Genomic DNA, 12,250 nt, shown 5'->3' on the forward strand with positions numbered 1-12,250 from the left:
CAATAAAAGATTTTATAACTTGGTGATATTTATAATAAATATATAAGGAGGGTATATTATGGATGGTAAAAAATTACTATCTTTGATAAAAAGAGAAGAAGGTACAAAGTTAGATTTTAAATTGAAGCTAGAACTTTTTTGTGAGACTGGAAAGAAAGAATTAACTAAAGATATATGTGCTATAGCCAATTCAGGTGGGGGAAGAGGATATATAATCGTTGGAGTTGAGGATAAAACTAAGAATATTATAGGTATACAAGAAAATGATATGTTTAAAGAGGAGCAGATACAACAAATAATAACAACAAGATGTGAGCCGCCAATACCTATAGAAGTTGATTTTGTAGAGATAAAAAATAAAAGAATAGGTGTAATATCAATTTATGATGGTGGACAGAAACCATATCAGGTTAGAGATAATGGGGCTTTTTATATAAGAAGAGGTTCTACTACAGATGTAATGAGAAAGCAAGAATTAATTGTGTTACTTGAGGAAAATCTAAGCTTAACGATTGAAACCTGTCCTCTTATAAAAAGTAGCATTGATATTCTAAATATGGAATTAGTTAATAAATATTTCAGTAAAAAGGGCATAGAAATTAATGAAGAAAACGAAAGATTCTTATTGTTAAGTGCAGGAATAGCCTTTGAACATAAAGAAGGTGGATCTCTTAAATGCACATATGGAGGTTTACTTGTATTTTCTGATAAAAATTATATATACATTCCTAATAATATGATAAAAATTATTAATAAATTAGAAAAAGCTACTGGAGAATTACACATAATTCAAGGGAATCTTTTATCTATGATAGATAGTGCAGAAGAAAAGATAAAAGAGATATTGCCAAAGAGTTATCCAATGCAAGCAATAATTGAAGCAATAAAAAATGCAGTTCTATATAGAGAATACTTTGATTTAAATAAAATAATTGAAATAGTTATAGATAGGAATAAAATTATAATCTCAAGCCCCGGTGAGTTCATGGATGAGAATATAAAAGGTCAAAGAACCAATTATAATAAGAGAAATATTTGGTTATATGAAAAACTAATTTCTTTAGATGAAAAAAGAAGATTTTTAAATAGTGGAAGAGGGTTTACAATTATTAAAAACTCTTTTAAGGGGAAAGGTAGAGTTAAATTTATTAATTCAAGGGCAGAACATAGTTTTAAAGTAATATTACCAGGTGTTGAGATTAAGTGACATTGAATTTCAAATCTAAATTAGTCTATAAAAAATATGAATTATTGCCAAAATTTAAGGTTGAGGATATACTATAATAAGTAATTCTAATATGAAATTTAGAATAATATTACTTTATTAATTTAAAATGCAGTATGAGTTAAAAACTTAAATACTAAAAAAATTAATAAGTTTATGAAACTACAATATATTTTTTGAGAAATACTCATAGTTTCTATAATCCGGACTTGTAATGCAATTATTTTATATTAACTTAAATAAGAAGATTTTAGGAGGTACTATAATGGCAAATGTATTAGATGAGCTATTAGAGAGAGGATACATAAAACAATTTACTCATGAAGAAGAAACAAGGAAATTATTAGAGAATGAAAAAATAACTTTTTATATAGGTTTTGATCCAACAGCAGATAGTCTACATGTAGGGCATTTTATAGCAATGATGTTTATGGCACATATGCAAAGAGCAGGACATAGACCAATAGCCTTAATTGGTGGCGGAACTGCTATGGTTGGGGATCCAAGCGGGAAAACTGATATGAGAAAAATGCTTACAAAAGAAGATATTGAGCATAATGTGAATTCTATTAAGAAACAAATGGAGAGATTTATAGATTTTTCTGATGGTAAGGCAATATTAGCAAACAATGCAGATTGGCTTTTAAATCTTAATTATGTTGATTTCTTAAGAGAAGTAGGAGTTCACTTTTCTGTAAACAGAATGTTAACAGCAGAATGTTTTAAACAAAGATTAGAAAAAGGATTATCTTTCTTAGAATTTAACTATATGTTAATGCAAGGATATGATTTTTATGAATTAAATCAAAAATACAACTGTAAAATGCAGCTTGGTGGAGATGATCAATGGTCTAACATGATAGCTGGAGTTGAACTTGTAAGGAGAAAAGCTCAAGGTCAGGCTATGGCTATGACTTGTACTTTACTTACAAATAGTCAAGGACAAAAAATGGGTAAGACTGTTGGAGGAGCATTATGGTTAGACCCAGAAAAAACTTCACCATATGATTTTTATCAATATTGGAGAAATGTAGATGATGCAGATGTTGAAAAATGCTTGGCATTATTAACATTCTTACCAATGGATGAGGTAAGAAGACTAGGTACGCTTGAAGGAGCTGAGATAAATAACGCTAAGAAAGTTCTTGCATACGAGATAACTAAACTTGTTCATGGAGAAGAAGAGGCAAAGAAAGCAGAAGAAGCAGCAGCAGCATTATTTGCAGGCGGAGCTGATATGTCAAATGTTCCGACTGTTACTATAAGTAAAGAAGAGATTGGATTGCCTATATTAGATGTAATGACAAGTACTAAAATTATTCCATCTAAGAAAGAAGGCAGAAGGCTAATTGAACAAGGCGGTTTGTCTATTAATGGAGTTAAGGTTGAAGAAGTAAATAGAATCTTAGCTGAAGAAGACTTCCAAGATGGAGCTGTATTAATTAAAAGAGGAAAGAAAAATTATAATAAGATAGAAATTAAATAATTTTATTATATAAAATAGAGTATAAAAGATGTTGTTAATTAAAAGAATTAAAACTTTTAGTTAACAACTTTTTATTTTTAGTATATTAGATAAAAATCTAAAACTTTTGAAATATTAATAATCAGTAAGTATAAACCATATTTATGAAAGTCTTTAGAATACATCACAATATCTCAATTATATTTTATAAGCATGTATCGGCAAGTTAGATTAATATTTCGTTCGATAGAACAGTATTAACTTCCTTGCCTGACACAAAAATTTGTTAGCTTAAATTTTGAGAATTTTCGTATTCATTCCTAAGTTGTTCCATTGGTGCTTCTTCAGCTGGATACCAACCCTTGTCTACAGCTATATCAGATAATTCAAAATGCTCAGTTACAGCTTTATCTAATTGCCCTCTTAACATTTCTCTTAATTCTGGATTCACTGCTTCAGCAGCGGCAGCAGATAAAGAAGTTACAGCAAATTTAGAATCTTTAAGCATGTCTTGAGCAATATCCTTAGCTGCTAGAGTTGAATCATCAGTTCCTAGTAACTTATCTAAAAAAGACATATTAACTACCTCCTATTCTTGTTGCATATTTAATTTATTTTCAATAAAATCTTGCATTGAATTTATATTTTCTTTTTTACTATCTAGACATCTTTCCATGAAAGATTTTAATTCATCATCTTCTACCATAGCCATGCTAGCTTGTATTTTCTTAGCACCTATAACATTAGTGTCCATCAATTCTCTTAGTTCAATCATTTCGTGTGGAGCTAAGCCACCATTATTATTATTAGACATAATTTCACCTCCAAGCTAAATTAAGATTTAAAATACAGTTAAGTAATTTTATTGAGTTATTGAACCAATAGATGATAATTCATTTTGAAGTTGTTGTTGAGGATCCTGATTAGCGTTATACCAACCTTTATTTTGGGCTATATCCGATAATCTATAATGAGAATTAACACAAGCAGTTAGTTGTCCTTTAAGTGTATCTCGTAGCTCTGAATTGGTTGTTTCTGTCAATACTTTTGCTAAAGTTGTTATTGTTGCCTTTGAACTTGTTATCAAATCAAGTGCAATATCTTTTTCTGATAATGAGTTATTTTTGTTTTTATCCATATAAATCTCTCTCCTTTCTATATATAATAAAGTTAATTATGATAATACAGATTGTATATTCTTTAGAGCAGTTTTTTTAGCATCTAGCGAATCTTTCATAAAACTTTTTAATTCATTATCATCTACCATATTCATGCTAGCGTTAATCTTCTTGATCCCTAGCATTTCTTGGCTGATGAGTTCTCTAACTTCTATGGCTTCATGTGGTGCTAATTGAGCTTTCATATAATCACCTCCTGACTATAATAGTATTGCACTACTAAATTCATTAATGCGTGGAAAATAAATGTATTATAAAACTCGTGTTGTTAAAATTTCAATATTTATATTTTTAGTAGGTATCATATGTTTGTACATAATAAATTATTATCTTGTAAATAATAAAAAATGAAAATTATTTAAATATAAGTAATTTCAATACTTAAACAAAGGAGAGATGCAATTATGAAAAACAAACCAGATAATAGAAAAGACAATGTAGATAGAATTCAATATAACATTGATAGAACTATTTTGAACTGTGAACTTGCAGATGAAATGATAGAGAAAACAGATGATCCTAAAATGCAACAAACTTTAAAAGAAAAAAATGAGAGAAGAGAAGAGGCGCTTCAAGGTATGAGAACAGAAATCAGAGATGAAGCATTAGATAAAGAAAAAGGATATAAATAAAAATATATAAATATAAATTTAATAGCATTTAACAAAAAAATAAATATTATTAGTATATAGTATGCTTTATTTGAATATATAAGTTACTAAGTATAAAATAAAATCACTTGTGAATTATTGATATGTCACAAGTGATTTTTATTTGGAAACTCAATAAATATCCTATTATACGAAAAAAGTATTTGTTAATTAATATAGTTTCAGGTTATAATAGTAAAGTGATGAAAAGGTTTAAATTGTATAGTAATTATTTCTTATAACAATCCGATATGCAGTATATAATATTATCGCCAATATATTTGTATTTTCTACAAAGTTTTCATTAATGGCAGTAGCAATTAATATTTTTGAATTACTATAAAATTTAATTTTACAGGTCATGTGGGAATATTGAAAATAAAAGCTTAAGGGAGGAAAAAGTGTGAGCTATAAATTATTAATAATAAATCCAGGTTCTACGTCAACAAAAATATCTGTATTTGAGGATGAAAAAGAAGTATTTGGAGAAACTATAAGACACTCTTCGGAGGAGATAGGAAAATTTGAACACATCTCTGATCAACAAAACTTTAGAACAGAAGTTATATTGAAGATATTGAAAGATAATAAAATAGATATAAAGGAATTAGATGCAGTAGTAGGCAGGGGGGGGCTTTTAAAACCAATCCTAAGTGGAACATATAAGGTAAATGATAACATGTTGAAGGATTTAAAGGAAAGTATTAAAGGAGAACATGCATCTAATCTAGGGGCTATAATAGCAAATGAAATTTCAAAATCTATTGGTAAATCTGCATTTATAGTAGATCCAGTAGTTGTAGATGAGATGGAAGAAATAGCTAGATTATCGGGTATTCCAGAGCTTCCTAGGAAGAGTATTTTTCATGCGCTAAATCAAAAAGCAGTAGCTAAAAGATATGCTAGAGAAAATTCTAAAAATTATGAGGATGTAAATGTTATCGTAGTACACATGGGTGGCGGTGTTTCTGTAGGCGCACACAAAAAGGGAAAAATAGTAGATGTCAATAATGCACTTGATGGTGAAGGAGCTTTCTCTCCAGAAAGAAGTGGAGGAGTTCCGTCAGGCGACTTGGCTAGAATGTGTTTTAGTGGAAAATACACATTGGAAGAAATTTTAAAGAAAATAACAGGAAAAGGCGGTTTTGTATCGTATCTTGATACAAATGATGCTAGAGTTGTAGAAAGTGCAGCACTAGATGGTGATCCAAAGGCTAAGATGGTACACGATGCTATGGGATATCAAGTTTCAAAGGATGTAGGTGCGGCGGCAACAGTACTTAATGGAAATGTTGATGCTATAATTTTGACTGGAGGCATGGCGTATGGAAAGCCAATGGTTAATTTAATAAGAGAACGAGTAGGATTTATAGCACCTATAGTAATTTATCCTGGTGAAGATGAAATGCTTGCTTTAGCACAAGGCGTAATTAGAGTACTTAACGGAGAAGAAGAAGTTAAAGAATATAAATAGATTATTAAGTGAATTTAATAAGTTAATAGTAGAAGTGAAGATTCTTTAAAATGGAAGCTTCACTTTATTTTTTATTATATTAAAACTTGAAAGTATAAATACTGTGATATTGTACCTCAATAATAATCTATTTATATACGATTATAATAAATTAATAATACATAATATTTAAATATAATTATTTAAATTGTAACTAAGAACATTCTATTTTTTAGTTAACTTATGCTGTGTTCATACGATAAGTATAATAGAGTGATCGGGAAAGTACAAATGAGATTAGTAGGGGAGAAGATAATATGCCAGGAATTTGGAATATAAATAATGGATATAATATAAATACAAAGAAAATTTCTAGCAAGTTAACTTTTGAAGTAGGGGAACGCTTTACAGGGAGAGTAGTTGCAAAGGGAGATGGAAAAGATATTACGGTCAAGTTATCCGATGGATGGCAATTTATCGCTGAACTTGAAGGAAATATTAATTTGGATGATCTAAAGTTAGTTAAGTTCCAAGTAAACGGATTTGAAAATGGAAAGTTAAAATTAAAGCTAGTTGAAGATTCTGCAGATGAAAAGTCAACTGGAGATGAAAGCTTTCAGGAAATAATTGATAAGGAAGGCCTTTCAAAGGAAGATATTGATATTTTAAAACAGATGGTTAAGCGTAATCTTCCTCTAACTAGAGATAATATTAATTTGATTAAAGGATTAATTCAATTTAATGGAAAGATAGGTTCGAATCCCAAGGAAATAGATGCATTTATTCAAACATATCTTCAAAGTAAAAATATATCCGGTGGTAGCGAGGAAGGTCAAGCAGTTAAAGAGATGCTTACCAAGTTCTTAAATGAATTTAAAAATATGTCACAAGAAGATATACTTACATTTATAGAAAACAATTTGGATTTTTCAGAAGAAAGTATAGATAGTTTTAATAAGCTATTTAAGGGAAATTCATCAATAGAACAAATACTAAAAAAAATGAATGAGTCATTAAATTTTATAGAATCACCAAATAATAATTTTGAGACTGTAGTTAAAAATAAAACAATAGATAAGGAACTTGACCTAATGAAGAATGCTACAGATACAACCAAAGCAATAGCATCGAAGTTGTATAATGAAAATGATCCTTCAAATAGGAAAATAAATGTACTAGATGTATTAAAAACATTGGCGGGAAGTGAAGATAGTGAACTAAATATAGCTCAAAAGCTTGCTGATAATGAAAAAAGCAATTTAAATACTCAAAAAGTAAATCTTCCGCTGTCATTAATTGAGAAATTAAATAATAAAGAAATAGTTGATCTAATAAAGGAAACCATGGGTAATAATATGACAAATGCTAATGAGCCTAAAACACAAGCGGAAAGTCTTATAGAATCAGCAAATAAAAATAAATTAGAAACATTATTAAGTAATATTGAAGGTAGGGAAGTCAAACTTACAGATAGCGAATATAAGGAATTCAATAAACTATTAAATAATAGAATTGATGGAAAAGATAATTATGATGAAAGTGTATCTAATGATAGAAATGGCAATATACAGCCTAAGGAATTATCAACATTATCGAAGGAAAACTTTGGTGATTTGAAGAATGAAGATTTACTATTAAGAAGCAATTTAGATAGCAAGGAAGCTATAAAAGCTGATATGAAATTTAAAATAGATGGTGTAAGGGATATAGTTAAGAACTTGATAGCTCATGTGGATTTAAAGGATGCTGGGTATGAAAAAATAATGGATCTGATAAAAAATAATATAAATGATATTAAGGTATTCAATTCCATAAGCAATGAGTATTATTACTTAAATATTCCTATAAATGCAAATAATCAAGAATATCCATGTAAGCTTATAATAAAGGATAATAGAAAAGATGGCAAAAGAATAGATAAAACTAATGCAAAAATGGTTGTTAGTGTTAAAACGGCTAATTTAGGAGAGGTTGATGGATATTTGACATTAAGAGATAACAGAATTGATGTAAATTTAAAATGTGAAAATCATTTTGCATCTGTTTTAAATAATAATAAATCTAAATTAGCAGATGGGTTATCAACACTTGGGTTATTTGTTAATATAAGCGTATCGATTAAAGAAAAGCCTGTGGACTTAGTAAGTTGTAGAAATTTCTTTAACGATTTAACTATTTCTGCTATCGATATTAAGGTATAATAATTAGTGTATTCATTTAAAATAAGCAGTTAATGTGCAATGAAGGAGTCTTAATTATAATGCTTTTAGGTCGGAAGGGATTTTAGCTTTAATTGTACATTTTGGAACTGTTGAAAATATCGGTTAGGAGTGTACAGGAATATGAATCAGAGGAAGAAAGCCGCAGCATTAAAATATGAATTTAATAGCGATGCACCAGTAGTTACAGCAGCAGGAATGGGGCATATTGCAGATAAAATAATAGAAAAAGCAACGGAAAATGAAGTACCAATAGTATACAATAAAGAGTTAACTAATTTATTGTGTAATGTAGATGTTGGAGATGAAATTCCTACAGAATTATATGAAGCAGTAGCCCATGTAATTGCTTTTCTTACTGATTTGGATAAGAAGAGATTATAAACAGAAGAAACACGGAGGGTGAGAAAAATGGCACTCTATACTATTTCAGATTTACACTTAGGTTTTAATGTTGAAAAGCCAATGGACATTTTTGGAGACAAGTGGAAAGCGCATTCTGATAAAATAAAAGAAAATTGGCTTAAAAATATAACTGAAAAAGATATGGTGCTTATAGCTGGAGATATATCCTGGTCTTTGAAAGAGAAAGATAGTAAATATGATTTAGATTGGATAAATGAATTACCAGGCAAAAAGATTATAAGCAAAGGAAACCATGATTATTGGTGGGGAAGCATATCAAAATTAAATAAGATGTATGAAAATACTAAGTTTCTCCAAAATAATTTTTATACTTATGAAGATTATGCTATATGCGGAACTAGGGGATGGATGTGTCCTGATGGAGATAAATATACTAGTAAGGATGAAAAAATATATACTAGAGAACAAATAAGGTTAAAACTCTCGTTAGATGCTGCGAAAAATAGCGGATTTGAAAAGATAATTGTTATGCTTCACTATCCTCCTACAAATGATAAATTTGAGGAATCTGAATTTACACGAATGATTAAAGAATACAAAGTAGAAAAAGTTATATATGGACATTTGCATGGTCCAGTACTACTTGGGAAAGTATTAAATGGATATTTAGATGGAGTAGAATATATATTAACATCAGCGGATTACCTAGATTTTAATCCTAAAATGATATTATAAAGCATGGAATATAAATTTAAGATTTAATGTAACAAAAATGAATAAGGAATTTGTTGGATTTCAAAATTAATCTGTATAATTTGATAATAAGCAATTAGGTAATTGTATTTATATATTATTATAAACATGAATGGAATAAGTAGATTATATTTATTTACATAACTATAATAAGATTTGGAGTGACGTTTTATGATTTATTCCTTAGAAAATGAAAAAATTAAAATTACTGCTAGTGAGCATGGCGGTGAATTACACTCTATAACAGGCAAGAAGGAAGGTACTGAATATCTTTGGAATGGTAATCCGGAATATTGGAAATACCACTCACCACATTTATTCCCCATAATAGGTAAGTTAAAGAATTCTACGTATAGAGTTGATGAAAAGGAATATGAATTACCATCTCACGGATTAGCAAGAATTTCTCAATTTACTTTGCTAAGTCAAAGTGATGAATCTATTACTTTTGAGTTAAAGTTCTCAGATGAAAGTCTTGAAGTGTATCCATACAAGTTTTCATTACAGGTGACGTATACTATTAAAGAAAATACTGTAAAAGTTAGTTATAAAGTTATCAACCTAGATAATAAAAAAATTTACTTTTCAATTGGGGCTCATCCAGCATTTATGTGTCCAATCGAAAAAACAGAGATATTAGAAGATTATTATCTTAAGTTTAACAAGATAGAGAATAGTTCAATTATGTGTTTCGATGAGAATACATATTTTACTCATGAAAGAAAAGAGTATTTAGTTAATAATGATACTATTGAACTTAAAAAAGATATATTTAAAGATGATGCATTAGTATTCGATGATTTGAACTCGAATAAAATTACAATAAGATCCAAAAATCATAATAAGTCTTTAAGTATGGAATTTGATGAATTTCCTTACATGGGAATATGGGCCCCAGTTGATGGTGCTCCATTTGTGTGCATAGAGCCTTGGTTTGGTCATGCTGACTATGGAGATTTTAATGGAGAACTTAAGGATAAAGAAGGAATAATGTTCTTAGAAGAAGGAAAAGAATTTAACTGTAGTTATATAATTTCTATTGAAGAGTAGAAATTGTAATATAATTGAGATAATAAAAGCTATCTAACTTTAAATATTAGATAGCTTTTATTATTTATTAATAAATAGATTTTAAGATCTATGATAAATCTTCTATTGAATTACTCATCTTTTTAATAGCATCTTCTTGGTTATTAAGATCGGTAATAATTTCTTTTGATAAAGATTCATGTTCTTTGAAAAGAACACTTATGTTATCAATAGAATTAATAACAGTATCCTTTGCTTCAGAAGCAGTAGTCAAATTCTCTATGCAAGTGCTAATTTCTTCAGTAGCATCTTCTATAGAAGTTTTAATATCAGAAAAACTAGTTTTAGCTTCCTGTAGTGAGTTATGTTGAGTTGTTAAGGCTGAATTACCAGAATTCATTGCATTAGAAGCTTTTAATATGTCTATTTTAATTTCTTCAAGTATACTAGTTATACTTTGAACAGCAAGTTTTGAGTTCTCTGCAAGTTTTCTAACTTCACCTGCGACAACAGAAAATCCTTTACCAGCTTCACCAGCTCTTGCAGCTTCTATAGCTGCATTTAATGATAGAAGATTAGTTTGGCTTGCGATTTGGCTTATAGAATCAGTTATGCTGTTTACAGATTCAAGTTTTGATACTAGAGCATTTACTGTTGAAGTTGATATTGTGAAAGCGTCTTCAAGTTCGTTTAGAGATGTATCTAAATTTCCTATCGTATCTAATCCCGTATCAGCTAATTTATCAGTATCTAACACCTTAATGTGAACATTAGTAATGTTAATAGCTAAGTCTTCCATGTTAGCACGAAAACCTGATAAAATATTCTTAACATTGCTTATTTCTCTACTTTGAGCTTCAGCAGAAGATACTAATTCTGATGCAGTAGATGAAGCGCTATTTATAGAATTATCAATTAAGGCAGCTTTTTCTCTTAAATCATTTATATTAGTTAAATTTTTTTGACTAGCGTTAGTATTGTTTTCCCCACTGTTAGAAACATTTGATACAATAGTTTCTGTCATAGCAGTATTTTTATTATTGTTCTTGTTAAAAAATCCCATGTTATATTCCCCCTTGAAATGATAAATAAAAATATATTTTTATGTGTTGGCAGTTTTAATTAAATCTTTTCCAACGCGAGCCATCTCTTTAATTTTATAAGAAGAATTTGTATTAACAATAGTTTTAGAGTACCATTGTAATGCATCTTGATTATTTCCTAATTTTCGGTTTAATTCTCCCAAAAGATACATTAAAGAATCTCTTTGTAAGCCATATATAGGAAAAATCTCAGTCATATAAGCATTGTTGAATCCTTCGAGAGCTTGCTTTAAAAATAAGGTTTCTTGAATATTATTATCCAATAATCTATACATCCAAGCAATTTTTAGAGAAATCATGCCTTTTGTACTATTTGGTAAATCAATAAGCATAGCATTTAATAAGGCTAATTTATAGCGCTCAATTGCTAATTTCTCATCTAAGATATATGGATATTCTCTCGGTTTCCATTTTGGTGTTACGTTGCTTAAAACAAGTTCTTTTTTATGTAATTTTAGTTTTTCAAAATCTGATCTCATTGCAGCGTAGCCACATGAATTACATATTAATACATCATAAAAATATGGATTTGCTACAGAGTATCTTATAAAGAAATCTGAATCCTTAGAAATAACTCGTGGTGACTTAGATTTAACTGTTTTAGCTTTAAAATGCGAATTACAAACAGGACAGACTATCTGTTTGTCAAAAAGATGATTTAATATACTCGTATCACTCATTTTCAGTCACCCCATTAAAAATGCAATCTAGAATAAAATTCTATATTATACATTGATTATAACATATTAAACGCATTCATAAATAGTCTATGAATATTTTTTAAATAGTTTATTTATTATTAATTACAC

14 protein-coding genes are annotated in these 12,250 nt (G+C 28.8%); 8 read left to right on the plus strand and 6 right to left on the minus strand.

What is annotated here, in order from left to right; translation table 11 throughout:
• Window positions 1-58 precede the first annotated feature (58 nt).
• Together T483_RS0104720 and tyrS are read left to right on the plus strand one after the other, a co-directional pair.
• On the plus strand, window positions 59-1,207 hold the full coding sequence (locus T483_RS0104720) for an AlbA family DNA-binding domain-containing protein (RefSeq protein WP_026885801.1): 1,149 nt from the start codon (window positions 59-61) through the stop codon (window positions 1,205-1,207).
• A 283-nt stretch (window positions 1,208-1,490) separates the two neighbouring features.
• Window positions 1,491-2,711 carry a tyrosine--tRNA ligase gene (gene tyrS, locus T483_RS0104725; RefSeq protein WP_026885802.1) on the plus strand — a complete coding sequence of 407 codons (1,221 nt, stop codon included), beginning with the start codon at window positions 1,491-1,493 and terminating at the stop codon, window positions 2,709-2,711.
• A 265-nt stretch (window positions 2,712-2,976) separates the two neighbouring features.
• Here the strand turns inward: tyrS and T483_RS0104730 are convergent, their stop codons facing one another.
• The 4 genes from T483_RS0104730 to T483_RS0104745 are packed head-to-tail and all read right to left on the minus strand — an operon-like array spanning window position 2,977 to window position 4,053.
• Window positions 2,977-3,267 carry a spore coat protein gene (locus T483_RS0104730; protein WP_026885803.1) on the minus strand — a complete coding sequence of 97 codons (291 nt, stop codon included), beginning with the start codon at window positions 3,265-3,267 and terminating at the stop codon, window positions 2,977-2,979.
• A gap of 12 nt (window positions 3,268-3,279) precedes the next feature.
• The gene (locus T483_RS0104735; RefSeq protein ID WP_026885804.1) at window positions 3,280-3,504 is read right to left on the minus strand and encodes a hypothetical protein; all 225 of its coding nucleotides are present in this window, start codon (window positions 3,502-3,504) and stop codon (window positions 3,280-3,282) included.
• Window positions 3,505-3,552: 48 nt separating this feature from the next.
• Window positions 3,553-3,828 (minus strand): spore coat protein, encoded by a 276-nt coding sequence (locus T483_RS0104740; protein ID WP_026885805.1) that lies wholly within the window; start codon window positions 3,826-3,828, stop codon window positions 3,553-3,555.
• Between the two features lie 36 nt (window positions 3,829-3,864).
• Complete coding sequence (locus T483_RS0104745) at window positions 3,865-4,053, minus strand: hypothetical protein (protein WP_026885806.1); 189 nt, start codon at window positions 4,051-4,053, stop codon at window positions 3,865-3,867.
• A gap of 219 nt (window positions 4,054-4,272) precedes the next feature.
• Here T483_RS0104745 and tlp point away from each other — a divergent pair, with 219 nt between their 5' ends.
• The 6 genes from tlp to T483_RS0104775 all read left to right on the plus strand — a co-directional run bounded on the left by tlp (window position 4,273) and on the right by T483_RS0104775 (window position 10,359).
• Window positions 4,273-4,500 (plus strand): small acid-soluble spore protein Tlp, encoded by a 228-nt coding sequence (tlp, locus tag T483_RS0104750; RefSeq protein ID WP_026885807.1) that lies wholly within the window; start codon window positions 4,273-4,275, stop codon window positions 4,498-4,500.
• Between the two features lie 421 nt (window positions 4,501-4,921).
• Window positions 4,922-5,992, plus strand: a complete 1,071-nt coding sequence (gene buk, locus T483_RS0104755; RefSeq protein ID WP_026885808.1) for a butyrate kinase — start codon at window positions 4,922-4,924, stop codon at window positions 5,990-5,992.
• A 296-nt stretch (window positions 5,993-6,288) separates the two neighbouring features.
• Window positions 6,289-8,172, plus strand: coding sequence for a flagellar hook-length control protein FliK (locus T483_RS0104760; RefSeq protein WP_026885809.1), 1,884 nt, complete (start codon window positions 6,289-6,291; stop codon window positions 8,170-8,172).
• A 141-nt stretch (window positions 8,173-8,313) separates the two neighbouring features.
• Entirely contained in the window at window positions 8,314-8,574 is a 261-nt protein-coding gene (locus T483_RS0104765) for an EscU/YscU/HrcU family type III secretion system export apparatus switch protein (RefSeq protein WP_026885810.1), read from the plus strand.
• Window positions 8,575-8,601: 27 nt separating this feature from the next.
• Window positions 8,602-9,291 carry a metallophosphoesterase gene (locus tag T483_RS0104770; RefSeq protein WP_026885811.1) on the plus strand — a complete coding sequence of 230 codons (690 nt, stop codon included), beginning with the start codon at window positions 8,602-8,604 and terminating at the stop codon, window positions 9,289-9,291.
• A 189-nt stretch (window positions 9,292-9,480) separates the two neighbouring features.
• The gene (locus tag T483_RS0104775) at window positions 9,481-10,359 is read left to right on the plus strand and encodes an aldose 1-epimerase family protein (RefSeq protein ID WP_026885812.1); all 879 of its coding nucleotides are present in this window, start codon (window positions 9,481-9,483) and stop codon (window positions 10,357-10,359) included.
• An 88-nt stretch (window positions 10,360-10,447) separates the two neighbouring features.
• On the opposite strand, the gene T483_RS0104780 is transcribed toward T483_RS0104775, so the two are convergent.
• Together T483_RS0104780 and T483_RS0104785 are read right to left on the minus strand one after the other, a co-directional pair.
• Entirely contained in the window at window positions 10,448-11,401 is a 954-nt protein-coding gene (locus T483_RS0104780) for a methyl-accepting chemotaxis protein (RefSeq protein WP_026885813.1), read from the minus strand.
• 39 nt (window positions 11,402-11,440) lie between these two features.
• Window positions 11,441-12,121: a DUF2225 domain-containing protein gene (locus tag T483_RS0104785; protein ID WP_026885814.1), complete on the minus strand. Its 681-nt coding sequence runs from the start codon at window positions 12,119-12,121 to the stop codon at window positions 11,441-11,443.
• Window positions 12,122-12,250: the final 129 nt, after the last annotated feature.

Origin of the sequence: Clostridium beijerinckii HUN142 (assembly GCF_000621745.1) — a bacterium.
In the GTDB taxonomy this organism is placed as follows: domain Bacteria; phylum Bacillota; class Clostridia; order Clostridiales; family Clostridiaceae; genus Clostridium; species Clostridium beijerinckii_A.

What these genes read in the sequence shown, in the direction of transcription:
- T483_RS0104720 (WP_026885801.1), top strand. Translation starts at nt 59, where the DNA reads ATGGATGGTAAAAAATTACTATCTTTGATAAAAAGAGAAGAAGGTACA.
- tyrS (WP_026885802.1), top strand. Translation starts at nt 1,491, where the DNA reads ATGGCAAATGTATTAGATGAGCTATTAGAGAGAGGATACATAAAACAA.
- T483_RS0104730 (WP_026885803.1), bottom strand. Translation starts at nt 3,267, where the DNA reads ATGTCTTTTTTAGATAAGTTACTAGGAACTGATGATTCAACTCTAGCA.
- T483_RS0104735 (WP_026885804.1), bottom strand. Translation starts at nt 3,504, where the DNA reads ATGTCTAATAATAATAATGGTGGCTTAGCTCCACACGAAATGATTGAA.
- T483_RS0104740 (WP_026885805.1), bottom strand. Translation starts at nt 3,828, where the DNA reads ATGGATAAAAACAAAAATAACTCATTATCAGAAAAAGATATTGCACTT.
- T483_RS0104745 (WP_026885806.1), bottom strand. Translation starts at nt 4,053, where the DNA reads ATGAAAGCTCAATTAGCACCACATGAAGCCATAGAAGTTAGAGAACTC.
- tlp (WP_026885807.1), top strand. Translation starts at nt 4,273, where the DNA reads ATGAAAAACAAACCAGATAATAGAAAAGACAATGTAGATAGAATTCAA.
- T483_RS0104760 (WP_026885809.1), top strand. Translation starts at nt 6,289, where the DNA reads ATGCCAGGAATTTGGAATATAAATAATGGATATAATATAAATACAAAG.
- T483_RS0104765 (WP_026885810.1), top strand. Translation starts at nt 8,314, where the DNA reads ATGAATCAGAGGAAGAAAGCCGCAGCATTAAAATATGAATTTAATAGC.
- T483_RS0104770 (WP_026885811.1), top strand. Translation starts at nt 8,602, where the DNA reads ATGGCACTCTATACTATTTCAGATTTACACTTAGGTTTTAATGTTGAA.
- T483_RS0104775 (WP_026885812.1), top strand. Translation starts at nt 9,481, where the DNA reads ATGATTTATTCCTTAGAAAATGAAAAAATTAAAATTACTGCTAGTGAG.
- T483_RS0104780 (WP_026885813.1), bottom strand. Translation starts at nt 11,401, where the DNA reads ATGGGATTTTTTAACAAGAACAATAATAAAAATACTGCTATGACAGAA.
- T483_RS0104785 (WP_026885814.1), bottom strand. Translation starts at nt 12,121, where the DNA reads ATGAGTGATACGAGTATATTAAATCATCTTTTTGACAAACAGATAGTC.